Here is a 23,456-nt window from a genome sequence, read left to right as displayed (position 1 = left end):
TGGAAAAGCAGCGCTACGCCAGGCCGGCTCAGGCCTCGACGATCATGCGGCTGCGCATCTCGAGATGCAGCGCGTGGCAGAAGTGGGTGCAATAGCACCAGAACACACCGGGCTTGTCGGCGACGAAGGTCACCGACGCCGTCTCCTGCGGATTGACGATGAAGTTGATGTTGTACTTCGGGATGGCGAAGCCGTGCGTCAGGTCCTCGATCTTGTCGAGGTTGGTCAGGATCAGCGTGACCTCGTCGCCCCGCTTCAGCCTGATCTCGCGCAGGCTGAACACCGGCGCCTGCGAGGTGAGCTTCACCGTGACCTTGCGGCCGTTGCGGAACACGCCGGACTGCTGCGCATCCTTGATTGCCAGCGGAAAATCGTCGAGCGCGTAGACCTGCTTCGGCCGCAGCAGCTCGCGCCGGAAGATGATGAAATCGTGCGGCTCGCTGTGCACGGGGTGGTCCGCCAGCAGCACCATCTTGTCGCCGGAGATGTCGATCAGCTGCTCGTTCTCGGCGTGCAGCGGACCCACCGGCAGGAAGCGGTCCTTGGAAAACTTGCAACCCACCGCCAGGAATTTGCCGTCGGCGGCGACGGTCTCGGATTGCGAGGCATTGAGGTGGCCGGGCTGGTATTGCACGTCGAGCCGGTCGACCACGTATTTGGCGCTCTTGTCGCCCCGGTGGAAGCGGATCGCCGCGTCGAGGTTCCACTTGACCACCTGGCTGTCCAGGAACAGCGTGGTGTAGGCGTTGCCGCGGCCGTCGAAGGCGGTATGCAGCGGCCCCAGCCCCAGCTCGACTTCAGCCACGATGGCGTCGTCCAGCTTGGCCAGCTTGCCGTCGAACCAATCCAGCACCCGGGCCAGCTCGATCACCGTGCCGGTCGGCGACAGCTTGCCGGCGCAGATAAAGTACTTCTGGTCGGGGCTGGCGTTGACACCGTGCGGGTTCTTGGGCACCGACACATAGGCGGTCAGCGCCGTGGCCGGGTCCTGGTTGGCGGCATGCGTGCCGTCGACCACCGGCACCCGGGAATCGCCGATGGTCCTGAACTTGCCGGCCTTCACCGCGGCTTCGATGCGGGCAATGTTGAAGAACAGGCAGGCATCGCGCTCGGCCGACATCATGTCCTCGAAGCGCACGCCCATTTCCACGTTGTACTGGTTGGTCGCGGCCAGCTTGCCGTCGTACGAGGTCGCCACCAGGTCGCAGTTGCCGTCGATCAGCACCTGCCAGCGCACCGCCATCGATTCGGCGTCGACGCAGGTAAACAGCGAGCGGTACTTGCTGCCGTCCTCGGTCGGCGCATTGGGCAGCGGCACGCCGAACTCGGCGCCGCAGAACACGCGCGTGGTGTAGTTGATGCTGGCGTCGACGGGATCGCGCTTGTCCGGGAAGATGCCGTGGAAGCCCTGCACATTGGGCAGCTCGGTGATCTTGTCGCAGATGAAGTAGTCGAGCCGGATGCGTGCCAGCCGCGCATTGATCTTGTCGTTGATCCAGGCATAGCGGCCGTCGTAGTTGCCGTCCTTGTACGAGGCATGCACGTGATGGGTATCGCCGACGGTGTACTGCAGGCTGCCGTCGGCGCGCGTGCCCATCACGCGCTTCGACTCATTGGTGATGCCCCACCCCGTCAGCGCGTCCGGCACGAAGCACGGAATCCGGTGCAGCTCGCGCCCGGAGGGCAGGCCCAGCACGCGCATGTCGCCGGCATGGCCGCCGCTCCACAGCCCGTAATAGGTGTCCAGCTCGCCGGGCTTCAGGTGCACCGCGGTAGCGGTGTTGCCGGCATGGCCGGCATGGGCACCGGCGCCGCTCGCGGGCGTGGTCGCGACCGGCGCACCGCCGTTGTCGGTGCACGCGGCCACGCCGGCAAGGCCGGCGAGCGCCGCGGTATTGATGAAGCGCCGCCGTCCGGGCGCAGCCGGTGCATCGTGGGTCGGCAGGGGATGCTGCGTATGCCTGGTCATCTTCGTTCCTCGAACCGTCATGGCAAAGGCGGAGTCCGCTCCGCCGGCTTGCTGCTTGTGTTGTCTTGTTGTGGCTTGCTGCTGCCGGCTACAGATGGTCGAAGCAGTTGGCGCGATCCAGCTTGATGATCGTCATGGTTCTCTTGAATATTCATTATCGATGCATGTTTTTCTCCGGCAGCGCAGACAGAATGGCGGCACGGCAAGGCTCGCCGCCGCTTTCGCGATCGATACCACCTCGTCATGCGCTTCAAGACCCTACTGCCAGCACAGCCTTCCCTCCCCCACTTTGACCACGCTGACCACATCGACCGCCGGCGCCGCGCCCTCGTCCGCGGCGCCGCGAGCGTGCCGCTGCTCGCCACCGCGATGTTCGTGCGGCCGGCGCTGGCCGATCCCTCGGTCACGCGTGCATCACGCCGCTTGCTGGGCACGCGTGTCGACATCGTGGTGCAGGACAACTGCCACGGCGCGGTGCAGGCCGCCCTCGCCGCGGCCTTTGGCGAGATGGCGCGGCTGGAGCAGTTGATGAGCCGCTATCGCCCTGACAGCCAGGTCAACGCACTGCAGCGCGCGGCCGGGCGCCACTCAGTGCACGTCTCGCCGGAATTGATGACGGTGCTGCAGGCCGCCGCGGCCGTTTCGGCACGATCGCGTGGTGCCTTCGATATCACCGTCGGAGCGTTCGCCGGCTGGCGCTTCGGCGCGGATGGCAACCGCTTGCCCGATGCCGCCGAACTGGCGCGCGAGCGCCCGCTGGTGGACTACCGGCAAGTGCGGCTCGACGCCCGCCGCGGCAAGGCCATGCTGGCCCGCCCCGGCATGCGCCTGGACCTGGGCGGCATCGCCAAGCTGCCGATACTCGATGCGGGCATGCAGGTGCTGAGGCGCCACGGGCTGGCCAATGCGATGATCAACGGCGGCGGCGATGTGCTGGCCATGGGCCAGTTGCAGGGACGGGACTGGCGCATCGGCCTGCGCGACCCGCTCGCGCCGGCACGGCTGATGGGCGTACTGCAGGTGAGCGACGCCGTGGTGGCGTCGTCGGGCGACTACGAGCGCTGCTTTGTCGCCGGCGGCCGGCGCTATCACCATGTACTCGATCCCGCCACCGGCCTGCCGTCGGCCGGGCCGCACGGGGTGACGCTGTTGGCGCCGACCGTGGCGGCGGTCAACGGGCTCGGCGCCGCGCTGATGGTGGCCGGCCGGGCGGCCTGGGCACGGCTTACTGGCGACAACGCCGCCGTCGACGGGCTAATCGTGGGCGACGGCGGCCGATGGATGTCCGCCGGCATGGCGCAAAGGTTGCGGGTGGCCTGAACCCCTGGCCGCGGACGAAAAAAAAGCCGCTTCCAGCGAAGCGGCTTGCTTGCCTGCGGCCAGCGCCGCCGGCCGTTACTTCTTCAGCACCAGGTCGCCCGGCAGCGACTCGATGTAGGCGGCCATGTCCTTCAGTTCCTTGCGCGTGAATGGGCGCGGCTTGCCGTCCTTGTCGGTGACTGCCGGGTTGGCATTGACCTGGCCGGCCATGATCGCGTTGGAACGGCCCACCAGCGCATTGCCCGACACCTGGTAGGACATCAGCGCGTGATACAGGTAGTCGGCATGCTGGCCGGCCAGCTTGGGGTAGTCGGGCGAGATCGGCTTGTTCATGCCGGCGCCATGGCAGGCCACGCAGTTGCCTTTTTCGACCAGGGTCTTGCCGTTGGCAAGGTCGGCGGCCGAGGCCGGCATGGCGGCAGCACCCAGCACGAGTGCGCCGAGCGCGAACGAAAGCGTCTTGAGCGTCTTCATGTGGGGGTCTCTTACTTGAGGGAATTGTTCTGCGTGCCGGCGTTCTGCTGCGAATAGTACGCCGCCACGTTGGCGATGTCCTGCTCGGTCAGCGTCGCGGCGATGCTGCGCATGGTGGGGTGCTTGCGCTCGCCCTTCTGGTAGGCCTTCAGCGCGTTCTCGATGTACTTGGCGCTCTGGCCGCCCAGCAGCGGGACTTCATAGATCTCGGGGAAGGACGCACGGTAGCCCGGGATGCCGTGGCATCCGATGCACATTGCAACCTTGTCCTTGGCAGCGTCTCCATTGCCCTTGACTTCCTGTGCCTGCACGGCCGTTGCAGCCGCGCCCAGCACCACCATCGTGAGGAGCTTTTTCATTGTCTTTGCGGATTGGAAGTTAAACCGTGTGACCTGCCCTGCCGGGCGGAGACGGTTTCAGAATGCTTCTGCGGAGCAACCAGGGCAGCCAGTCGGTTGGCCGGGGTGCAACCCGCCAGAGATGTCGCATCCGGTCGGTTTGCCGGGGAGTGGAACACCATTCTGGAACCACCTCGCGCAATCGCCGCGACCCGGAAGGGCCGCAGGGACTTCTGAACGCGGACTGCCGGATACTGGAGAACTGGACGTGGGGGCGCGTCAAACCGCCGCATTGTACCGCAGCCGGCACCTGCCAGTCCAGCCAGCGGCCGGCGCCGGCGGAACCCTGTCGGCGCGCCCCAACACGAACCGCAAAGGTCTTTTATACTGGCCCATCCCGGGGATCCGCACGACCGTTCGCAGACACTGCGCCAGCGGCACGCGGGCGCCCGCCACGGACCCTTGTTTCCATAACGAAAGCGCGCATCACAGCGCGAAGAGACCGCGCCCAGCACGCCAACCCGGCCCTCGCCCGCGAGCGGCCGCCACCTCAGGTTGCCTCATGTCAAACACCGCCAACGCCCAAGCCTTATCCCAGCCGGTCCGCTTCGAAGGCAGCGACCAGTACGTTGCCACCGACGACCTCAAGCTCGCCGTCAATGCCGCGCGCACGCTGCAGCGCCCGCTGCTGATCAAGGGCGAGCCTGGCACCGGCAAGACCATGCTGGCCGAGGAAGTCGCCGCCGCGCTGGGCATGCCGCTGCTGCAATGGCATATCAAGTCGACCACCAAGGCACAGCAAGGCCTGTACGAGTACGACGCCGTGTCGCGCCTGCGCGACTCGCAGCTGGGCGACGACCGCGTCCACGACATCCGCAACTACATCGTCAAGGGCGTGCTGTGGCAGGCCTTCGAGGCCGACCAGCAGGTGGTGCTGCTGATCGACGAGATCGACAAGGCCGACATCGAATTCCCCAACGACCTGCTGCGCGAACTCGACCGCATGGAGTTCTATGTCTACGAGACGCGCGAGCTGGTCAAGGCCAAGCACCGCCCGCTGGTGATCATCACCTCGAACAACGAGAAGGAGCTGCCCGACGCCTTCCTGCGCCGCTGCTTCTTCCACTACATCAAGTTTCCCGATGCCGAGACGATGCAGCAGATCGTCGACGTGCACTACCCCGGCATCAAGCGCGAGCTGGTCGCCGCGGCGCTGGAATCGTTCTACGAGATGCGCAACCTGCCGGGCCTGAAGAAGAAGCCGTCGACGTCCGAGCTGATCGACTGGCTCAAGCTGCTGATGGCCGAGGACATCCCGCCCGAGGCACTGAAGAGCCCCGACAAGAAGGCCGCGATCCCGCCGCTGCATGGCGCGCTGCTGAAGAACGAGCAGGACGTGCACCTGTTCGAGCGCCTGGTGTTCATGAATCGCGCCAACCGCTGAGCGCGCGGCCAAGCCCGATGAACGACACGACCGCTTTTGCCAAACCCGTGATCCTGGCGGGCCGGCATGCCACGCTGGAACCGCTGCGGCCCGAGCACGCCGACGGCCTGCGCGCCGCCTGTGCCGACGGCGAGCTGTGGAAGCTCTGGTACACCAGCGTGCCCGCGCCCGAGCGCATGGAGGCCGAGATCGCGCGGCGCCTGAGCCTGCAGGAACAGGGCTCGATGCTGCCGTTCGCGGTGCGCGACGCGGCCGGCGCGCTGGCCGGCATGACCACCTACATGAATATCGACGCGGCCAACCGGCGCGTGGAGATCGGCTCGACCTGGTATGCGCGCCGGGTCCAGCGCACGCCGCTCAATACCGAGTGCAAGCTGATGCTGCTGGGCCATGCCTTCGACCATCTCGACTGCATCGCGGTGGAATTCCGCACGCACTGGATGAACCAGCAAAGCCGCGCCGCGATTGCCCGCCTGGGCGCCAGGCAGGACGGCGTGCTGCGCAACCACATGCGCATGCCGGACGGCACGCTGCGCGACACCGTGGTGTTCTCGATCATCGCCAGCGAATGGCCGGCGGTGCGGCAACACCTGCAATTCCAGCTCGAGCGCCCGCGCTGACGCGCCGCGCCGACTGAAAGCGAGGCACCATGCTGATCGATTTCTTCTTCTCGCTGCGCCACGCCAAGCTGCCGGTTTCGGTCAAGGAATACCTGACCATGCTGGAAGCGCTCAAGGCGCAGGTCATCACGCCCTCCATCGACGACTTCTACTACCTGTCGCGGATGACGCTGGTGAAGGACGAGAAGCACTTCGACAAGTTCGACCAGGCCTTCGCCGCCTACTTCAAGGGCGTGGACAGCCTGGTCGACTGGAAGTCCGACATCCCGCTCGACTGGCTGCAGAAGACGCTGGAGCGCGAGCTGTCGCCCGAGGAAAAGGCCAAGATCGAGGCCATGGGCGGCCTCGACAAGCTGATGGAGCGCCTCAAGCAGCTGCTCGAGGAGCAGAAGGAAAAGCACGAAGGCGGCAACAAGTGGATCGGCACCGGCGGCACCTCGCCGTTCGGCCATGGCGGCTACAACCCGGAGGGCATCCGCATCGGCGGCCCGTCCAAGGGCAACCGCACCGCGATCAAGGTGTGGGAGGCGCGCAGCTACAAGGACTATGACGACCAGGTCGAGCTGGGCACGCGCAACATCAAGGTCGCGCTGCGCCGGCTGCGCCGCTTCGCCCGCGAAGGCGCCGACACCGAGCTGGACCTCGACGACACCATCCACTCCACCGCGGCCAACGCCGGGCTGCTCGACATCAAGCTGCGGCCCGAGCGCCACAACAAGGTCAAGGTGCTGATGCTGATGGACGTGGGCGGCTCGATGGACGACCACATCAAGCGCGTCGAGGAGTTGTTCTCGGCCACCAAGACCGAGTTCAAGCACCTCGAGTACTACTACTTCCACAACTGCCTGTACGACTACGTGTGGAAGAACAACCGTCGCCGCCACGCCGAGAAGCTGGCGACCTGGGACCTGCTGCACAAGTACACGCCCGACTACAAGATCATCTTCGTCGGCGACGCCACCATGAGCCCGTACGAGATCCTGCAGCCCGGCGGCTCGGTCGAGTACAACAATGCCGAGGCCGGCGCGGTGTGGCTGAACCGCATGACCGAGCAGTTCCCGCACTTCGTCTGGCTCAACCCCGAACCCGAAGGGCTGTGGCAGTACCGGCAGTCGATCACGGTGATCAACCAGCTGATGAAGGGACGGATGTTCCCGGTCACGCTGGCGGGGCTGGAGCAGGCGATGAAGGTGCTGTCGAAGTAGGACTTGAAACGCGCAACGCGCGCCGCAGCCAACGCCGCGCGAATAAGGCTCCCCTCGCTCGCTTGCGGGAGAGGGGAGCAAACCACCGGCATGCTGCAACCTCTGACTCACCCGGGCCGCGCCAGATCCGCCCCCTCCATCACCCAGGCCCTGAACGTGCGCAGCGCCGGCAGGTGCTGCTTCTGCTCCGGATAGCACAGGTAATAGCCCTTCTTGGCCAGCACCTGGGCGGGGTGCGCCACCACCAGCGCGCCGCTGGCCAGCTCTGCCTCGATCAGGCACCGCGGGATCAGCGCGATGCCCAGTCCCGACAGCGCCGCCTGCGTCAGCAGCGAAAACTGGTCGAAGCGCGCCCCGCTCCAGGCGTCGCGCGTGGGCAGGCCCAGCGTGGCGAACCAGTCGGGCCAGGCCTCGGGCACGGTGGTGTGGTGCAGCAGCGGATAGCGCAGCAAGGCCGCCGGCGTCGGCGCGACGCCATCGGGCTCGGACGCCAGCAGGCCCGGCCGGCATACCGGCAAGACCTCGCGGCCGGTCATGTAGTCGGCCAGGCTGCCGGGCCAGACGCCATCGCCGAAGCGGATCGCGGCATCGAGATCCGGCTCTGAAAAATCATAGCCCTGCGCATGCGGCACGAACTCCAGCGTCACCTCCGGATGGCGCGCGAAGAACTGCGGCAGGCGCGGGATCAGCCACTTGGCGCCCAGCGTCGGCATGCTTGCGATATGCAGCACGCCGCCCCGCCCCTGCCCCGCCATCAACTCCACCGTGGCGGCTTCCAGCTCGTTCAGGCTGGGCGCGATGCGCTCGAGGTAGCGCTCGCCCGCGGGGGTCAGCACCAGCCGCTGGCGCACCCGCTCGAACAGCTCCACGCCGAGGTAGGCCTCGAGGCTGCGCACCTGCTTGCTGACCGCGCCCTGCGTGACATGCAGCTCACGGGCGGCTACGGTAAAGCTGTTATGGCGCGCTGCCGCCTCGAAGGCGTGCAACTCGGTCAGCGACGGACATAGGCGTCGCATAAATCACCTCTACTTCACGACCAAATGGAATGAGCTAGGGATTTTATTTCGTTTGCGAGGGTCCTGCTTGCACGAGCAGAATCGTGAAAACGCCTTTGTCTCTTCCTTGATACCTTTCGCCACAAAGATCATGCAACGTCGCCACCTGCTCCGCGTCCTGGCCGCCACCTCGGCCGCCCTCGCCACCGGCCTGTCGTTCAGCGCCGCCGCCCAGTCCGGCTACCCGACCAAGCCGATCACGCTGGTGGTGCCGTTCCCCGCCGGCGGCACCACCGACATCGTCGCGCGCATCGTCGCCGACAAGCTCGGCCAGCAGCTGGGCCAGGCCGTGGTGGTCGACAACCGCGGCGGTGCCGGCGGCAGCATCGGCACCACCTTCCTGTCCAAGGCCGCGCCGGACGGCTATACGCTGGGCATCGCCACGGCCTCGACCCACGGCATCAATCCGGCGGTCTACCCGCGACTGTCCTACGATGCCACCAAGGACTTCACTCCCATCACCAACCTGGCCTCGGTGCCGAACGTGATGAGCATCCACCCGTCGGTCAAGGCCACCGACATGAAGTCGTTCATCGCGCTGGCGCAGGCGCAGCCCGGCAAGCTGGCCTATGGCTCGGCCGGCAACGGCAGCGTCTCGCACATGATGGGAGAACTGTTCAAGCTGAGCAGCAAGACCGAACTGCTGCACGTGCCGTACAAGGGGGTGGGCCCGGCGCTGAACGACGCGCTGGCCGGCCAGGTGCAGGTGCTGTTCGACAACCTGCCGTCGTCGCTGCCGTTTATCGAAGGCGGCAAGCTGCGCGCGCTCGCGGTGGCGGCACCCAAGCGCGTGGCCGCGCTGCCCAATGTGCCGACCTTTGCCGAACTCGGCCTGGGCGAAGTCAACGACGCCGCCTGGTTCGGCCTGATCGCGCCGGCCAACCTGCCGGCCGACCTGCAGACCAAGCTGCATGCCGCCGCGGTCAAGGTGCTGGCACTGCCGGAAGTCAAGGCCAAGCTGGAGAAGCTCGGCGCCACGCCGGTGGGCGACACCCCGGCGCACTTTGCCGCGCAGATCAAGACCGAAGTCGCCAAGAACAAGCGCGTCGCCGCCGCCGCCAAGATCTCGCTCGACTGAACGCAACGCACACCATGACCGACACCGACCGAACCATCGCGGACAGTCCGTTCTGCCTGTACCAGCCCGAGGGCGAGCCAGCGGCGCTGTTCCTGGACTCGCCGCACAGCGCGACCACCTACCCGACGGACTTCCGCCCCGATCCCGCGCTGCCGCTGCCGCTGCTGCGCCAGGCCGAGGACACCTTTGTCGACGAGCTCTACGCCGGTGCCCCGGCGCGCGGCATCCCGCTGCTGTGCGCGGGTTTTCCGCGCAGCTACCTCGACGCCAACCGCGCGCTCGAGGAAATCGACGAAGCTTTGCTCGACGCGCCCTGGCCCGGCGCGAAGCAGGAGACCGCCAAGACCCGTCTGGGCAAGGGCCTGGTCTGGCGCGTGCTGGACACCGGCGAAGCCATCTACGACCGCAAGCTGAGCGTGGCCGAGGTGCAGGCGCGCATCGAACGCTGCTACCTGCCCTACTACGCGCAGCTGCAGAAGCTGGCCGAGCGCGCCGTTGCCAGCCATGGCAGCGCCTGGCATATCAACTGCCACTCGATGCCCAGCCACGCCGCACCGTTCGCGACTGAATTCCCCGGACTGGAGCATCCGGATTTCGTCGTCGGCGACCGCGACGGCACCACCTGCGACAAGCGCTTCACCGACCGGGTCGAGGGGCTGCTCAAGGAGATGGGCTACGAGGTCTGGCGCAACCACCCGTACAAGGGCGTCGAGATCGTGCGTGTGGTCGGACAGCCGCAGGCCGGCCGCCACAGCCTGCAGCTGGAGGTCAACCGCAAGCTCTACATGGACGAGGCCGGCCTCACGCATACCGCCGGCTTCGCCAAGCTGCGGCACGACCTGAACAGCCTGCTCGACGAACTGCTGCGCTTTACGCGCGCGATGCCGTCGCGCGTGGCCTGAAAAATCCTGTGCCCCCGGCCCGTCTGCGCCGCCGGGGCCAGCTTCGGAAACTTCGAGCCCGCGCCGGGATCACTTCGCGCGGGCGTTAGCGTGTCGGCCAGGCTTTAGAAGAATGGGTAACAAGATTTAGGAACTTTGGCAGATGGGTTTCCTCTATCATGGCAATCCTTTGCGAACCCATCCTGGCCGCCGGCCCCTGGCGCCGGCAGGCAATCCCAGGCAAGCACACACGCTCACAACGCTAACACCGTGATCCGACGAATCTCCGCAATGCTCGGCAGCCGGCTGCGCATGGTGGCCGCCGCCGTAGCCGGTGCGATCGCGCTGGCAGGCTGCGCCAACCTGCCGGACGAAGCCGCCGGCACCGCTGCCAGCCCGGCGCCGTCCCCTGCAACCGCCGCACCCGCCCCGGTACCAGCCCGCCCCGCAGCTCTCCCCACCCCGGCCGCTTCCGCTTCGCCTCCCATCAAGACCATCAACCTGCCCGACCGCGGCCGCGTCAGCCTGTCCGAGTACCGCGCGCGCATGCGCGAGCAGCTGATGAAGACCGAGAACGCCAGCAGCGACGTGGCCGACTGCGCCGCGCACGCCAGCTGGGTGGTGCCGCGCTCGGCCACCTACGATGCGCTGAAGATCCCCACCGGCGCGCTCGCAGCGGGACAGGCCACCACCGAACCCTGGAGCGGGCGCTTCTCGCCGGGCAAGCAGGCGGTGCCGGTCAGCTCGGTGGTCACCTTCGCCGCCACCGCGCACAAGCGCAAGGGCAGCGACGACTGGCAGCCGGTGAAGGTGCGCTGCGGCTATGACGACGGCATGATGCTGGCTTACGAGCTGCTCGACAGCAGCGGCGCCACCATCAGCGAACCCGCGGCCGCGCCGGCGGTGCCCACCGCCACGCGCACCTCGGCCAGCAAGAGCCGCAAGGGGGCCAAGGGCAAGAGCACGGCGTCGAAGTCCGGCAAGGCCTCGGCATCGAAGTCGGTGAAGTCGAGCTCGGCCAAGTCGACGTCGGCCAAGGCGACCAGCAAGAGCAAGAAGAAGCAGTAGGGCCTCCGTTCGAGCGCTTGTGTTCTCGCCTCTTCCGCTTGCGGGAGAGGCGAGAAAACCACCAGCGTGCCGATGCCTCGGCTCAGCCCAGATAATCCAACATCGCCTGCAGCATCGCCGTTCCCAGCAGCGCGCTGCGCGCCCCGTTCCAGCCGACCGCCGGATCCGGCAGGTCGGCGTTGTCCTTGAACGGCATCTCCAGCGTCAGCGCCAGGCAGCCGAAGGTATGGCCGATGTACTTGGACGCCAGCTTGAGCGCGTCGGCGTTGTACTTGCTGGCGGCGTAGCCGTGCACGTCCTGGAAGTCCGGCGAGGCCCGCTTGAAGGCCTCGATAAAGCGCTGCTGCTCGCGCCGGCGCGCTTCGGTGAAGCCCGGCAGCATCTCGCTGCCGGCGACGAAGTTGTACGGCAGGCCCTCGTCGCCATGGATATCGAAGAACATGTCGCAGCCGCTGGCTTCGATCGCACGGCGCACGTGATAGACCTCGGGGCTGGACTCGGGGCTCGGCGCCATCCACTCGCGGTTCAGGTTGGCGCCCGCGGCGTTGGTGCGCAGGTTGCCGCGTGCCGAGCCGTCGGGGTTCATGTTCGGCACGATATGGAACACCGCGCGCTCGAGCAGCTTGCGTGCGACCGGGTCGCCCGCCCACACGCCGGTGCCGGTCAGCCGCTGCAGCACGCCCTCGACGAACCACTCGGCCATGCTCTCGCCCGGGTGCTGGCGCGCGATCATCCAGATGGTGGACTTGCCCGGTCCCGGCTCGCCGATGGTGACGCGCGTCATGTCGCGCCCGTCGACGGTGCTGCCCAGGTGCGACAGCCGCGCCAGCGGCGAGCGCTGGCAGCTCGCCAGCAGCGACAGGTGGCGCTCGTCCGGATAAGGCTCGAAATACGCGAACCAGATGCTGTCGTGCTCGGGCGTGACTTCCACCGTCATCACCTGGCCGTCGAAACGCGTCGGCACGCGGAACCAGTTGGCGCGGTCGTACGACGCCACCGCGCGGTAGTCGCGCCAGCCGTCCGGATAGGTGCAGTCGCCCGCGTTCAGGAAATGCATGCGGCAGGCCTGCCCGGCCGCGCCCTGCAGCCGGAAATGGAACCACTGGCGGAAGTCGGCATGCGAGTCGGCACGGATGCGCAGGCGGATATCGTCGGCGCGGTCGAGCGCCTCGACCTCGATGGCACCGGAATCGAAATGCGAAGAGATATGCAGCATGGCTGGCGGTCTCGTGGCGATGGGTTCAGGACGCGTGGTCAGTCTTCGAGGCGACGGCGGAACACCCAGCGGGTCGCGTCCGAGGCCGCCTGGTCGAAGGCATAGCCGTCTTCGGCGAAGCGCTTGAGCTTCTCCGGCTCGGTCACGCGGTGCGTCACGGCGTAGCGCGCCATGGTGCCGCGCGCGCGCTTGGCGTGGAACGAAATGATCTTGTAGCGGCCGCCCTTCCAGTCCTCGAACACCGGCGTGACGATGCGCGCCTGCAGCACCTTGGGCCGCACCACCTTGAAATACTCTTCCGAGGCCAGGTTGACCAGCACCGGCGCGCCCTCCTGCTTGAGCTCGGCCATGTCGGCGTTGAGCATCTGCGTGACGTCGTCGCCCCAGAACGCGTACAGGTCCTTGCCGGCGGCATTGTCCAGGCGCGTGCCCATTTCGAGCCGGTACGGCTGCATCCAGTCCAGCGGGCGCAGCACGCCGTACAGGCCGGACAGGATGCGCAGGTGCTTCTGCGCAAAGCCAAGCTCGTCGGCCGACAGCGATTTGGCGTCGAGGCCGTCGTAGACGTCGCCGTTGAAGGCCAGCACCGCCTGCTTGCTGTTGGCCGCGGTGAAGGTCGGCGACCAGTCGGCGTAGCGCGTCACGTTGAGCACCGCGAGCTTGTCCGAGATGTCCATCAGCGCGCCCACGTCCTGCGGCGCCAGCCGGCGCAGGCGTTCGATCAGCGCGGCGGAACGGTCGATGAAGCGCGGCAGCGTGTGGGTCTTGATGCGGGCGGGAGTCTCGTAGTCCAGCGACTTGGCGGGAGACAAAACGATGAGCATGGCAAAATCGCGGCAGTAGCCAAGGACAAACAAGCCCAGATTGTAGCGAATGCGCCTCGACACCACCGCAACCACCCCGCCCGCCGGCACTGCCGGGGACGCCGGCCGCCCCGCCGGCATCACATCCGCGCCGCGCGTGGTGCTGGATTCCAATATCTGGGTGGACCTGCTGGTCTTCCAGGACCCGCATGTCGAGCCGATCCGCGCCGCGCTGGAAGCCGGCACCATCGCCCCGGTGATCCGCGCCGACTGCCGCGAGGAGCTGCGCCGGGTGCTGGCCTATCCGCAATTTGCCCGTTTTGAAATCGATATCGGCGCCGCGCTGGCCACCGTCGACCGCCTCGCCAGCCTCGAAGCGGCACCGCCGCAGGCGGACTGCGACGCCCTGCGCCTGCCGCGCTGCAAGGACACCGACGACCAGAAGTTCGTCGAGCTGGCACACTTTGCCGGCGCCGCCTGCCTGGTGTCGAAGGACAAGGCCGTGCTCAAGCTGCGCAGCCGCCTGCGCCGCAGCAGCGGCGTGGAAGTGATGACGCCGCCGGCGTTCGCCGCCTGGCTGGCCGCGCTGGACCCGGCCACGGCCGCCGATCCGCTTTAGAATGGCGGCTCGCGGCGGCGCCCTGCGCCGCCGCACACCTGCCTACCGTCCCCACTGCATTGACTCGCGCCCTATGTCCGCAGACACCACGCTCGCCCCACTGACGCCGCCGCCGTCGCGCCTGCCCAACGTCGGCACCACCATCTTCACCGTGATGTCGGCGCTCGCCGCCGAAAAGAACGCGGTCAACCTGGGCCAGGGCTTCCCGGACTTCGACTGCGACCCGAGCATCGTCGATGCCGTGGCCGGTGCCATGCGCGCCGGCCATAACCAGTACCCGCCGATGGCGGGCGTGCCGCGCCTGCGCCAGGCCATCGCCGCCAAGATCGCCAGCCTGTATGACCACCAGTACAGCTGGGACAGCGAGATCACGGTCACCGCGGGCGCCACGCAAGGCATCCTGACCGCGATCCTGTGCGCAGTGCATCCGGGCGACGAGGTGATCGTGCTGGAGCCGTGCTACGACAGCTACCTGCCGGCGATCGAACTGGCCGGCGCCACCGCGGTGCCGGTCGCGCTGGAAGCGCCCGCGTTCCGCGTGCCCTTCGACAAGCTCGCCGCCGCGATCACGCCGCGCACGCGCATGATCCTCATCAACACGCCGCACAACCCCACCGGCACGATCTGGCGCGCGGGCGACATGGACCAGCTGGCGCAGATCCTGGCCGGCACCGACATCCTGCTGCTGTCGGACGAGGTCTACGAACACATGGTCTACGACGGCCAGCAGCATGAATCGGTGTCGCGCCATCCCGAACTGGCGCGCCGCAGCTTCGTCATCTCCAGCTTCGGCAAGACCTATCACGTGACCGGCTGGAAGGTCGGTTACGTGGCGGCACCGGCCGCACTGATGGCGGAGTTCCGCAAGGTGCACCAGTTCAACGTGTTCACGGTGAACACGCCGGTGCAGCACGGCCTCGCCGACTACATGGCCGATGCCGCGCCCTACCTGCAGCTGTCGGCGTTCTACCAGGCCAAGCGCGATTTTTTCCGCGCGGGTCTGGCGGGCTCGCGCTTCAAGCTGCTGCCGTCGGACGGCACGTATTTCCAGTGCGTCGACTATTCCGCCATCTCGGACCTGAGCGAGGCCGACTTCGCCATGTGGCTGACGCGCGAGATCGGCGTGGCCGCGATTCCGGTCTCGGCCTTCTATTCGCAGCCGCGCGAATCGGGCGTGGTGCGCTTCTGCTTCGCGAAGAAGGAAGAGACGCTGGCGCTGGCGCTGGAGCGGCTGGGGAAGCTTTGAAGTAAATCGAAAACGCCCGCGGATCGCGGGCGTATTTGCATCTGAGGGCGGTGTTTCTCGCCTTTCCCGCAAGCGGGCGAGGGAGTACCCAAGCGGCAAGCCGAACCCCTTACTTCCTCCGGCTCATCATCAGCTCGGTATTCGCCTTGCGGTCCGCATTGACCTTCTGCACCGACTCGCGCTGCGACAGCGTCTTCAGGTAGTCCTTGACCGGCAGCTCCGCCAGCATGTCGGTGCCGTAGATGATCTTGGTGCACGACGACACCAGCGGCAGGTGCACCGCGGCGGCGCAATCGGCCAGCGTGAAGCGGTCGCCGGCGATGTACGGCGAAAACTTCGCCAGGCTGGCGAAGGCGGGGATATAGCGGCTCAGCAGCTTGTGCTGGCGCTCCTTGACCCCGTCGCTGACCTTGCCGCCGAAGAAGGCTTCCGGGTACAGCTCGCGCGCGGTCAGCTCCAGGTAGAGCTCCAGGAACACGATGATCTCGCGCACCTTGGCCGCCTGGTACGGGTCGGCCGGCAGCAGCGGCGTCTGTGGATACGCAGCTTCGACGTATTCGGCGATGGCCTCGGACTCGCACAGCGGGCCGGATTCGGTGATGATGTAGGGCACCTTGCCCGCCGGCGTCGCCGCCGGGTCGGTCTCGCCGATCCAGGCCAGCACCTCTTCGAACGGCACGTTCTTTTCCAGCAGCGCCAGCTTCACTTTGTTGTAGTAGTTGCTGGCGGCAAATCCGCAGAGCTTCAGCATGTCGTCTGTCTCCGTTATGGGATGGGTTCCCGCATCGAATCGCGTGGAACGGGGGATTGTGGACCATCCGGCGTCTTCAGTGAACCGGCTGGCCGATCAGCGCACGCGGCCTGCCCCGCCGGTCTGTCGCGGAAGGTGCAAAAAACGTACGATCGTGCTAATTTAACCACAACTTTTGGGACGAATGATGAGCACTTTCACCATCGATACGCTGGGTATCGTCGGCACCGGCGCCATGGGCCGGGGCATCGCGCAGATCGCCGCGCAGGCAGGCCTGACCGTCAACCTGTACGACGCCAACCCGCAGGCGGTGGAAGCCGCGCGCAAGTATCTGCAGGACACGCTGGCCAAGCTCGCCGACAAGGGCAAGCTCAGCGCCGCCGACGCCGAGGCCGCGCTGGCCCGCGTCAAGCCCTGCGGTGCGCTGGAAGACCTGGCCGACTGTGACATGGTGCTCGAAGCCATCGTCGAAAAGCTGGAAGTCAAGCGTGACCTGGTGGCCAAGCTCGAAGCCATCCTCCGCGAAGACGCCATCATCGCCTCGAACACCTCGTCGCTGTCGATCACCGCGATCGCGGTCGGTTCGAAGCACCCCGGCCGCATCGCCGGCTATCACTTCTTCAACCCGGTGCCGCTGATGAAGGTGGTCGAGGTCATCGACGGCCTGTCGGGCAACCCGGCGGTGGGCGACGCGCTGATGGCGCTGTCGCGCCGCATGGGCCATACGCCGGTGCGCTGCAAGGATATGCCGGGCTTTATCGTCAACCATGCCGGCCGCGGCATGAATATCGAAGGCCTGAAGGTCGCGCAGGAAGGCGTGGCCGAGTTTGCCGACATCGACAACATCATGCGCGAGCAGGCCGGTTTCCGCATGGGGCCGTTCGAGCTGATGGACCTGACCGGGCTGGACGTGTCGCACCCGGTGATGGAATCGATCTACAACCAGTTCTACCAGGAGCCACGCTACCGTCCGTCGCCGATCACCGCGATCCGCGCGGTCGGCGGGCTGATCGGGCGCAAGGCCGGCGCCGGCTTCTACGCCTACGCCGATGGCCAGAAGCAGGTGCCGGCCGCCGCCGCGGTGCCAAGCGCGCGCCCGTCGAGCGTGTGGGTCAGCCACGCCAGCGAGCGCGGCCACGCCATGGTCACCAAGCTGCTGGGCGCGCTCGGCGTGACCCCGGAAGGCGGCAACCAGCCCTCGGCCGACGCGCTGATCATCGTCACGCCGCTGGGCCTGGACGCCACCACCAGCGCGCTGCAGCAGGGCCTGGACCCGGCCCGCACCGTCGCCATCGACACGCTGCTGCCGTTCGAGGCCACTAAACGCCGCACGCTGATGACCACGCCGGCCACCAGCGCCGCCGCGCGCGACGCCGCGCACGGCCTGTTCGCCAGCGACGGCGTGCCGGTCACGGTGATCCGCGACTCCGCCGGCTTCGTTGCCCAGCGCGTGCTCTGCTGCATCATCAACATCGCCAGCGATATCGCGCAGCAGCGCATCGCCACGCCGGCCGACATCGACCTGGCCGTGAACCTGGGCCTGGGTTACCCCAAGGGCCCGCTGGCGCTCGGCGACGCGGTCGGTCCGCAACTGGTGCTGGAAACGCTGCGCAACATGGAAGCGCTGACCGGCGACATGCGCTATCGCCCGAGCCCGTGGCTGTGGCGCCGTGCCGGCCTGGGCCTGTCGCTGCTGGCCGAAGAGCAGTAACCGGCCTGTCGTCCGCCTCCGCCCTCACCGAGCCCCCCGCCCATGCCCGCACAGCTGCTTTCCCACCGCGTCGATTCGACGCTGGTGCTGACCATCTCGAACCCGGAGGCGCGCAATGCGCTGCACCCGGACATCTACGCGGCCTCGCAACAGGCGCTGGAACAGGCCGCGGCGGATGACTCGCTGCGCGCGGTCATCATTACCGGCGCCGACGGCATCTTCTGCGCCGGCGGCAACCTGAACCGGCTGCTCGGCAACCGCAGCCAGCCGCCCGAGGTGCAGGCCGCCAGCATCGCGCTGCTGAACGGCTGGATCGAGTCGCTGCACGCCTTTCCCAAGCCGATCATCGCGGCGGTGGAAGGCGCGGCCGCGGGCGCGGGCTTCTCGGTGGTGCTGGCTTGCGACTTCGTGGTGGCGGCGAGCGATGCGAAGTTCGTGATGGCCTACGTCTCGGTGGGCCTGACGCCCGACGGCGGCGGCTCGTACGAGATCGCACGCGCACTGCCGCGGCCGCTGGCGAGCGAACTGATGATGGAAGGCAAGCCGGTCGACGCCAACCGGCTGGCGCAGTTCGGCCTGGTCAACCGCGTTACCGGGCCGGGCCAGGCGCTGGACGAAGCGCTGCGCCTGGCATCGGGCCTGGCGCGGCAGTCGCCGCACGCGGTGGGCCGCATCAAGGCGCTGATCAACCATGCCGCCACCGCGTCGCGCGCCGAGCATCTGCTGGCCGAGCGCGACAGCTTCGTGGCCGCGCTGCACCACCCCGACGGCGGCGAAGGCATCAGCGCCTTCCTGGAGAAGCGCAAGCCACAATACCGCTGATCCGCGCGGGCGTATCATTCACACGGCGAGCCCGCGCAGACGGGCATGCCGGCACAATGCAAGGAGACCACGCATGGAATTGCCGCCGTCCTCGCGTCGCCGCATCTACCTGATGCGGCATGGTGCCGTGTCTTACTTCGACGACGCCGGCCGCCGCACCGCCCTGCCCGAGCTGGTGCCGCTGAACGAGACCGGCCGCATGCAGGCCACTGCCGCCGGCCGCGCCTTTGCCGCGGAGCAGATCCGCTTCGACCGCGTCATCGTCAGCGGCCTGCCGCGTACGGTCGAGACCGCACAGCGCGTGCTGGCCGAGCTGCCGGAGATGGACGGCATCGCCCCCGAAGTCTGGCCGGAACTGCAGGAAATCCGCGGTGGCGACCTGACCGCGATCGCCAGCGAGGACCTGCGCGATGCCTTCGTCGGCGCCTTCGAAGGCGAAGTGCCCGAAGCCAAGCGCTTTCTCAACGGCGAGACCATCGGTGCCTTCCTGGACCGCGTGCTGCCCGCGCTGGCGCGCCTGCGCGACGACCCCGACTGGGATACCGTGCTGATGGTGCTGCATGGCGGCACCAACCGCGCCATCCTGTCGCAGGCCATCACCTGCGGGCGGCGCGTGTTCTTCGGCTCGCTGCTGCAGACCGCCGGCTGCATCAATGTGCTCGACATGGGCGACGGCCCGCTCGACTGGGTGGTGCGCATGACCAACTATTCGCCGCCCACGCCCGTGCACAGCGGCTCGCGCCACACCACCATGGAAGTGCTGCTGCACCAGTATTTGCGCGGACGCCAGCCGCCCGGCTGAGCTTCCCCGCCCCCGATTTCCTCATCGAACCCGAACAGAAAACACCCAACGGAGACAGCATGACCAGCAACGTATCGCACTTCGAAGGCACGCGCCCGGTGGCCGAGCAGCAGCGTTTCGACACCGCCGCGCTGGAAGCCTGGATGCGCCAGCACGTGGAGGGCTTTGCCGGCCCGCTGACCGTGGAGCAGTTCAAGGGCGGCCAGTCCAACCCGACCTTCAAGCTGGTGACGCCGGGGCAGACCTACGTGATGCGCGCCAAGCCCGGCCCCAAGAGCAAGCTGCTGCCGTCCGCGCACGCGATCGAACGCGAGTACCGCGTGATGGCCGCGCTGGCCGGCACCGATGTGCCGGTGGCGCGCATGTATGCGCTGTGCGAGGACGAATCCGTGATCGGGCGCGCCTTCTACATCATGGAATTCGTCGCCGGACGCGTGCTGTGGGACCAGTCGCTGCCGGGCATGGGCACGGCCGAGCGCAGCGCCATCTACGACGAGATGAACCGCGTCATCGCCGCGCTGCACTCGGTCGACTACAACGCCATCGGCCTGGGCGACTACGGCAAGCCCGGCAATTACTTCCAGCGCCAGATCGAGCGCTGGACCAAGCAGTACAAGCTGTCCGAGACCGAATCGATCCCGGCCATGGACGCGCTGATGGACTGGCTGCCGCAGCATATCCCGCAGGAAGACGCCGACCTGACCTCGATCGTGCATGGCGACTACCGCCTCGACAACCTGATGTTCCACCCGACCGAGCCGCGCGTGCTGGCTGTGCTGGACTGGGAATTGTCCACGCTGGGCCACCCGATGGCCGACTTCAGCTACCACTGCATGAGCTGGCATATCGCCCCGGGCCAGTTCCGCGGCATCGCCGGCCTCGACTTCGCCGCGCTCGGCATCCCCGACGAAGCCAGCTACCGCCGCCTGTACGAGCAGCGCACCGGCCGTCCCATCACCGGCGACTGGAATTTCTACCTGGCCTTCAGCATGTTCCGCATCGCCGGCATCCTGCAGGGCATCATGAAGCGCGTGGTCGACGGCACCGCCTCGTCGGCGCAGGCCACCGACGCCGGCAAGCGCGCGCGGCCGATGGCCGAGATGGGGTGGGAGTATGCGAAGAAGGCGAAGGGCTGAGGGCTGAGCAGCCCTATCGCCACGCCCCTGCAAGCCTGAAGGCTTGCAGGGGCGTTTTCTTGTCGGTGCGGCAAAGCACGGCATAATCGCCAGAATCCACAGAAACACCCAAATCGCAGGATGTTCTGGCTTTACTACTTGCTCCCTGCAGCCATCGCGGCGTCTATGGTGTGGTCAGACTATGGCGCCCTCGCCGGCCTGGCCACCCTGGTCGCAGTGCCTCCCGTGCAGACGGTCTTGCTGTTCTGGCTGGCGGACCGCACCAACGGCATGCTCGCCACTGCCCCCGCCAAAGAGACGCCGCGCCAACGGCTCGAAGTGCCGCTCCAGGGCGGAGCAAAGACACGGTTCAAGCGATTTTTCCTGACCGATGAAGCGGAAGGCCGGCGTGAAGGCACCCGCCGCCTCTATGACGACCTGATGGTGACGATCGGGCAATACCTGGACGTCGAGTCGGGTGGCGAGGGTTCCGACGCCTCGATGGTTTCCTGCACGGAACTGGCCGACCAGCACGATGCGACGACGCATCCTGGCGATTCGCTTGTGGTGTTCCGCTCGCGTGACCGCGCATGGTCGGGCTTCCGCTTCGGCGGCGATAGCTTCCGCTTCCCCTGCTGGTCGATCTCCACAATACGCTTTACGGAGATCCTCCCCGCCAAGGGCGGCGGCTACTACGCGGTAACGCTTGAGTTCAAGGTTCCTGCCAGGAACCGGCCGCCGGGAACGAGCGCCGGGGCCTGGAGGTCGAGCGGATTCGAATTGTTGTTCGACTATTCGGCGTCACGCTCTGATGCCATCACTGCGGCATTTGTCGAGATTGCCGGGGTTCTTGGCGCGAAGTATGAGTACCAGAGCTATATGAACGTATAGCAGCCGATGCCGGGCGCCAAACGGCGACGCCTGGACCTGCGGCGTCCTGCAGCGCCCAGTCGTTGTGAAGTCGCGCACGCCCCGGCTTCGCTCAATCCCCCAGCGCCACCCCCTCACGCCGCGGATCCGCCCCGCCTGCCCACACCATCTTCCCATCCGGTCCCTGGCGGCGCACGATCGCCTGCGTGCCGCTGGTCATCTCGATCGCCGTCACCTGGTGGCCGCGCGCCTGCAGTGCCTGCACCAGCCCCGGCGACACCAGACCTTGCTCCACTTCGGTCGGGCCGTTGCGGCTGCCGAAGTTCCCCATGCCGATCGCCGCCTGCGGGTCCAGGTTCCAGTCGAGCATGCCGACCAGGGCCTTGGATACGTACTCGATGATCTGCGAACCGCCCGGCGAACCGACCGTTGCCACCAGCTGGCCGCTCTGGCGATCGAACACCAGCGTCGGCGCCATCGACGAGCGCGGGCGCTTGCCCGGCTGCACGCGGTTGGCCACCGGCTTGCCGTTTTCGCTGGGCACGAAGGAGAAGTCGGTGAGCTGGTTATTGAGCATGAAGCCGCGCACCATCAGATGCGAGCCGAAGTACGACTCGATCGTGGTGGTCATGGAAATGGCGCCGCCGCGGTCGTCGACCGCGACGATCTGCGAGGTGGAAACGCGCGGCGGCGAGCGGTCCGGCGCGTAGGCCAGCGTGGCGCCCGGCGGCGTGCCCGGCTGGGCCTTGCCCATGCTCTGCTCGCCGATCAGATCGGCGCGCGCGGCAAGGTAGGACGGGTTGACCATGCCGCTGACGTCGACCGGCACGAAATCCGCATCGGCGACGTACAGGCCGCGGTCGGCATAAGCCAGCCGGTCGGCCTCGGCAATCGCATGGACGGCATCGGGATGGGCTTCCAGCTGCGCCGGCGTGTTCACGGCCTGCGGCTTTAGCGCCGCCAGCGCGTATTTGGGATTCTTGGTTTCCAGCGCCTGCAGCGTGCCGAGGATCTGCGCGATGGCGATGCCGCCCGACGACGGCGGCGGCATGCCGCAGACCTTATAGCGCTTGTAGTCGGTGCATACCGGCACGCGCTGCTTGGCGCGGTAGCTGCCGAGGTCGGCCAGCGACAGCGAGCCGGCATTGCTGCCGTTGTTGACCTTGGCCACGATGTCGCGCGCGATCGGGCCGCCGTAGAGCACGCCCGCGCCGCGCCGGGCTATGTCGCGCAGCGTCTGCGCCAGCTTCGGGTTCTTCAGCACCGTGCCGGCCGGCTTGGGCTTGCCCTGGCCATCGAGGAAGTAGGCGGCCATCTCCGGCGAACCGGCCAGGAACTTGTCTGCCGCGACCTGCGTGTAGAGCCGCTGCGAGATCGGGAAGCCCTTCTCCGCCAGCTCGATGGCGGGCTGGAACAGCCTGGCCCAGGGCAGGCGGCCGTGCTTGCGGTGGACCATCTCCAGCGCGCGCATCACGCCGGGCGTGCCGACCGAGCGCCCGCCGATCTGGGCCTCGCTGAACGACATGGGCTTGCCGTCGGGGCGCATGAACAGGTTCTCGCTGGCGCCGGCGGGGGCGGTCTCGCGGCCGTCGAAGGCCTGCACGTTCTTGCCGTCCCAGTACATGATGAAGGCGCCGCCGCCGATGCCGGTGGCCTGCGGCTCGACCAGCGTCAGCACCGCCTGCATGGCGATGGCGGCATCGATGGCCGAGCCGCCCTGGCGCAGCATGGCGCGCCCGGCCTCGGTGGCGAGCGGATTGGCCGCCGCGGCCATATGGCGCTGCGCATAGACGGTGGTCAGGCCGGGGCGGTAGCCGGAGGACACCTCCGGCGCAGGGGGCATCGCCGCCGGCGGAGTCGCCGCTGCCGGCGCAGTGGAGGCCGCCGGGGTGGCGGGGCCTTCGCCCGGGGTACCACAGGCACCGAGCAGCGCCGACAGGGCCAGCGCCAGCGCGCCGCGCCACGCCATCGAAGTGAGGTCTGGGTGAGCCATGCGATATCTCCGGCAGAGGGATCCAACGATTGTAGTGTCGATCGGAGCATCCCGCG

22 protein-coding genes are annotated in these 23,456 nt (G+C 67.5%); 14 read left to right on the top strand and 8 right to left on the bottom strand.

The annotated features are described in order from the left end of the window. Positions 1-28: 28 nt before the first annotated feature. Complete coding sequence (gene nosZ / locus U9J39_RS06615) at positions 29-1,969, bottom strand: TAT-dependent nitrous-oxide reductase (RefSeq protein ID WP_326346784.1); 1,941 nt, start codon at positions 1,967-1,969, stop codon at positions 29-31. 369 nt (positions 1,970-2,338) lie between these two features. Here nosZ and U9J39_RS06610 point away from each other — a divergent pair, with 369 nt between their 5' ends. Further along, positions 2,339-3,289 carry an FAD:protein FMN transferase gene (locus U9J39_RS06610; protein ID WP_326346862.1) on the top strand — a complete coding sequence of 317 codons (951 nt, stop codon included), beginning with the start codon at positions 2,339-2,341 and terminating at the stop codon, positions 3,287-3,289. Between the two features lie 75 nt (positions 3,290-3,364). Here the strand turns inward: U9J39_RS06610 and U9J39_RS06605 are convergent, their stop codons facing one another. Continuing rightward, entirely contained in the window at positions 3,365-3,763 is a 399-nt protein-coding gene (locus U9J39_RS06605; RefSeq protein WP_012352395.1) for a c-type cytochrome, read from the bottom strand. An 11-nt stretch (positions 3,764-3,774) separates the two neighbouring features. Next, on the bottom strand, positions 3,775-4,122 hold the full coding sequence (locus U9J39_RS06600) for a c-type cytochrome (RefSeq protein WP_012352394.1): 348 nt from the start codon (positions 4,120-4,122) through the stop codon (positions 3,775-3,777). A gap of 541 nt (positions 4,123-4,663) precedes the next feature. Here U9J39_RS06600 and U9J39_RS06595 point away from each other — a divergent pair. Genes U9J39_RS06595 through U9J39_RS06585 form a run of 3 tightly spaced genes read left to right on the top strand, consistent with a single transcriptional unit; the run spans position 4,664 to position 7,370 of the window. Next, entirely contained in the window at positions 4,664-5,545 is an 882-nt protein-coding gene (locus tag U9J39_RS06595; protein ID WP_115708849.1) for an AAA family ATPase, read from the top strand. Between the two features lie 17 nt (positions 5,546-5,562). Next, positions 5,563-6,165: a GNAT family N-acetyltransferase gene (locus U9J39_RS06590; RefSeq protein ID WP_115708847.1), complete on the top strand. Its 603-nt coding sequence runs from the start codon at positions 5,563-5,565 to the stop codon at positions 6,163-6,165. Between the two features lie 29 nt (positions 6,166-6,194). Then, on the top strand, positions 6,195-7,370 hold the full coding sequence (locus tag U9J39_RS06585) for a vWA domain-containing protein (RefSeq protein ID WP_116312348.1): 1,176 nt from the start codon (positions 6,195-6,197) through the stop codon (positions 7,368-7,370). Between the two features lie 107 nt (positions 7,371-7,477). Here the strand turns inward: U9J39_RS06585 and U9J39_RS06580 are convergent, their stop codons facing one another. Then, complete coding sequence (locus tag U9J39_RS06580; protein ID WP_115679868.1) at positions 7,478-8,386, bottom strand: LysR substrate-binding domain-containing protein; 909 nt, start codon at positions 8,384-8,386, stop codon at positions 7,478-7,480. A gap of 130 nt (positions 8,387-8,516) precedes the next feature. On the opposite strand from U9J39_RS06580, the gene U9J39_RS06575 reads away from it, so the two are divergent. The 3 genes from U9J39_RS06575 to U9J39_RS06565 all read left to right on the top strand — a co-directional run bounded on the left by U9J39_RS06575 (position 8,517) and on the right by U9J39_RS06565 (position 11,452). Next, positions 8,517-9,503, top strand: a complete 987-nt coding sequence (locus tag U9J39_RS06575) for a tripartite tricarboxylate transporter substrate binding protein BugE (protein WP_115679867.1) — start codon at positions 8,517-8,519, stop codon at positions 9,501-9,503. A gap of 14 nt (positions 9,504-9,517) precedes the next feature. After that, positions 9,518-10,405: an N-formylglutamate amidohydrolase gene (locus U9J39_RS06570; protein WP_115679866.1), complete on the top strand. Its 888-nt coding sequence runs from the start codon at positions 9,518-9,520 to the stop codon at positions 10,403-10,405. Positions 10,406-10,654: 249 nt separating this feature from the next. Next, positions 10,655-11,452, top strand: a complete 798-nt coding sequence (locus U9J39_RS06565) for a BspC domain-containing protein (RefSeq protein ID WP_442784888.1) — start codon at positions 10,655-10,657, stop codon at positions 11,450-11,452. Between the two features lie 82 nt (positions 11,453-11,534). Here U9J39_RS06565 and U9J39_RS06560 read toward each other — a convergent pair whose 3' ends face one another. Together U9J39_RS06560 and yaaA are read right to left on the bottom strand one after the other, a co-directional pair. Next, the gene (locus tag U9J39_RS06560) at positions 11,535-12,668 is read right to left on the bottom strand and encodes a M14 family metallopeptidase (protein ID WP_115708842.1); all 1,134 of its coding nucleotides are present in this window, start codon (positions 12,666-12,668) and stop codon (positions 11,535-11,537) included. A gap of 38 nt (positions 12,669-12,706) precedes the next feature. Beyond that, the gene (yaaA, locus tag U9J39_RS06555) at positions 12,707-13,492 is read right to left on the bottom strand and encodes a peroxide stress protein YaaA (RefSeq protein WP_115711604.1); all 786 of its coding nucleotides are present in this window, start codon (positions 13,490-13,492) and stop codon (positions 12,707-12,709) included. A 49-nt stretch (positions 13,493-13,541) separates the two neighbouring features. Between yaaA and U9J39_RS06550 the strand changes: the two genes are divergently transcribed. Further along, entirely contained in the window at positions 13,542-14,090 is a 549-nt protein-coding gene (locus U9J39_RS06550) for a PIN domain-containing protein (RefSeq protein WP_116312346.1), read from the top strand. A gap of 73 nt (positions 14,091-14,163) precedes the next feature. After that, positions 14,164-15,336, top strand: a complete 1,173-nt coding sequence (locus U9J39_RS06545; RefSeq protein WP_115708838.1) for a pyridoxal phosphate-dependent aminotransferase — start codon at positions 14,164-14,166, stop codon at positions 15,334-15,336. Between the two features lie 109 nt (positions 15,337-15,445). Here the strand turns inward: U9J39_RS06545 and U9J39_RS06540 are convergent, their stop codons facing one another. Beyond that, complete coding sequence (locus U9J39_RS06540; protein ID WP_115708836.1) at positions 15,446-16,087, bottom strand: glutathione S-transferase; 642 nt, start codon at positions 16,085-16,087, stop codon at positions 15,446-15,448. A gap of 187 nt (positions 16,088-16,274) precedes the next feature. Between U9J39_RS06540 and U9J39_RS06535 the strand changes: the two genes are divergently transcribed. The 5 genes from U9J39_RS06535 to U9J39_RS06515 all read left to right on the top strand — a co-directional run bounded on the left by U9J39_RS06535 (position 16,275) and on the right by U9J39_RS06515 (position 21,428). Next, complete coding sequence (locus U9J39_RS06535; RefSeq protein ID WP_326346783.1) at positions 16,275-17,798, top strand: 3-hydroxyacyl-CoA dehydrogenase; 1,524 nt, start codon at positions 16,275-16,277, stop codon at positions 17,796-17,798. Positions 17,799-17,840: 42 nt separating this feature from the next. Next, a complete protein-coding gene (locus U9J39_RS06530; RefSeq protein ID WP_115708832.1) occupies positions 17,841-18,620 on the top strand; it encodes an oxepin-CoA hydrolase, alternative type in 780 nt (259 codons plus the stop codon). A 73-nt stretch (positions 18,621-18,693) separates the two neighbouring features. Continuing rightward, the gene (locus tag U9J39_RS06525) at positions 18,694-19,422 is read left to right on the top strand and encodes a histidine phosphatase family protein (RefSeq protein ID WP_115708830.1); all 729 of its coding nucleotides are present in this window, start codon (positions 18,694-18,696) and stop codon (positions 19,420-19,422) included. A gap of 59 nt (positions 19,423-19,481) precedes the next feature. Beyond that, positions 19,482-20,558: a phosphotransferase gene (locus U9J39_RS06520; protein ID WP_115679858.1), complete on the top strand. Its 1,077-nt coding sequence runs from the start codon at positions 19,482-19,484 to the stop codon at positions 20,556-20,558. Positions 20,559-20,678: 120 nt separating this feature from the next. Then, positions 20,679-21,428 (top strand): hypothetical protein, encoded by a 750-nt coding sequence (locus tag U9J39_RS06515; RefSeq protein WP_326346782.1) that lies wholly within the window; start codon positions 20,679-20,681, stop codon positions 21,426-21,428. Between the two features lie 91 nt (positions 21,429-21,519). Here U9J39_RS06515 and ggt read toward each other — a convergent pair whose 3' ends face one another. Beyond that, positions 21,520-23,400, bottom strand: a complete 1,881-nt coding sequence (gene ggt / locus U9J39_RS06510; RefSeq protein WP_326346781.1) for a gamma-glutamyltransferase — start codon at positions 23,398-23,400, stop codon at positions 21,520-21,522. Positions 23,401-23,456 lie beyond the last annotated feature (56 nt).

Origin of the sequence: Cupriavidus sp. SS-3, from assembly GCF_035818815.1 — a bacterium.
In the GTDB taxonomy this organism is placed as follows: domain Bacteria; phylum Pseudomonadota; class Gammaproteobacteria; order Burkholderiales; family Burkholderiaceae; genus Cupriavidus; species Cupriavidus taiwanensis_C.
The sequence above is the reverse complement of the archived record's forward strand: the minus strand, read 5'-3'. Positions and strand labels throughout refer to the sequence as shown.

Excerpts from the sequence above, each read along its gene's own strand:
- nosZ (WP_326346784.1), bottom strand. The coding sequence starts at position 1,969 with ATGACCAGGCATACGCAGCATCCCCTGCCGACCCACGATGCACCGGCT.
- U9J39_RS06610 (WP_326346862.1), top strand. The coding sequence starts at position 2,339 with ATGTTCGTGCGGCCGGCGCTGGCCGATCCCTCGGTCACGCGTGCATCA.
- U9J39_RS06605 (WP_012352395.1), bottom strand. The coding sequence starts at position 3,763 with ATGAAGACGCTCAAGACGCTTTCGTTCGCGCTCGGCGCACTCGTGCTG.
- U9J39_RS06600 (WP_012352394.1), bottom strand. The coding sequence starts at position 4,122 with ATGAAAAAGCTCCTCACGATGGTGGTGCTGGGCGCGGCTGCAACGGCC.
- U9J39_RS06595 (WP_115708849.1), top strand. The coding sequence starts at position 4,664 with ATGTCAAACACCGCCAACGCCCAAGCCTTATCCCAGCCGGTCCGCTTC.
- U9J39_RS06590 (WP_115708847.1), top strand. The coding sequence starts at position 5,563 with ATGAACGACACGACCGCTTTTGCCAAACCCGTGATCCTGGCGGGCCGG.
- U9J39_RS06585 (WP_116312348.1), top strand. The coding sequence starts at position 6,195 with ATGCTGATCGATTTCTTCTTCTCGCTGCGCCACGCCAAGCTGCCGGTT.
- U9J39_RS06580 (WP_115679868.1), bottom strand. The coding sequence starts at position 8,386 with ATGCGACGCCTATGTCCGTCGCTGACCGAGTTGCACGCCTTCGAGGCG.
- U9J39_RS06575 (WP_115679867.1), top strand. The coding sequence starts at position 8,517 with ATGCAACGTCGCCACCTGCTCCGCGTCCTGGCCGCCACCTCGGCCGCC.
- U9J39_RS06570 (WP_115679866.1), top strand. The coding sequence starts at position 9,518 with ATGACCGACACCGACCGAACCATCGCGGACAGTCCGTTCTGCCTGTAC.
- U9J39_RS06560 (WP_115708842.1), bottom strand. The coding sequence starts at position 12,668 with ATGCTGCATATCTCTTCGCATTTCGATTCCGGTGCCATCGAGGTCGAG.
- yaaA (WP_115711604.1), bottom strand. The coding sequence starts at position 13,492 with ATGCTCATCGTTTTGTCTCCCGCCAAGTCGCTGGACTACGAGACTCCC.
- U9J39_RS06550 (WP_116312346.1), top strand. The coding sequence starts at position 13,542 with ATGCGCCTCGACACCACCGCAACCACCCCGCCCGCCGGCACTGCCGGG.
- U9J39_RS06545 (WP_115708838.1), top strand. The coding sequence starts at position 14,164 with ATGTCCGCAGACACCACGCTCGCCCCACTGACGCCGCCGCCGTCGCGC.
- U9J39_RS06540 (WP_115708836.1), bottom strand. The coding sequence starts at position 16,087 with ATGCTGAAGCTCTGCGGATTTGCCGCCAGCAACTACTACAACAAAGTG.
- U9J39_RS06535 (WP_326346783.1), top strand. The coding sequence starts at position 16,275 with ATGAGCACTTTCACCATCGATACGCTGGGTATCGTCGGCACCGGCGCC.
- U9J39_RS06530 (WP_115708832.1), top strand. The coding sequence starts at position 17,841 with ATGCCCGCACAGCTGCTTTCCCACCGCGTCGATTCGACGCTGGTGCTG.
- U9J39_RS06525 (WP_115708830.1), top strand. The coding sequence starts at position 18,694 with ATGGAATTGCCGCCGTCCTCGCGTCGCCGCATCTACCTGATGCGGCAT.
- U9J39_RS06520 (WP_115679858.1), top strand. The coding sequence starts at position 19,482 with ATGACCAGCAACGTATCGCACTTCGAAGGCACGCGCCCGGTGGCCGAG.
- U9J39_RS06515 (WP_326346782.1), top strand. The coding sequence starts at position 20,679 with ATGTTCTGGCTTTACTACTTGCTCCCTGCAGCCATCGCGGCGTCTATG.
- ggt (WP_326346781.1), bottom strand. The coding sequence starts at position 23,400 with ATGGCTCACCCAGACCTCACTTCGATGGCGTGGCGCGGCGCGCTGGCG.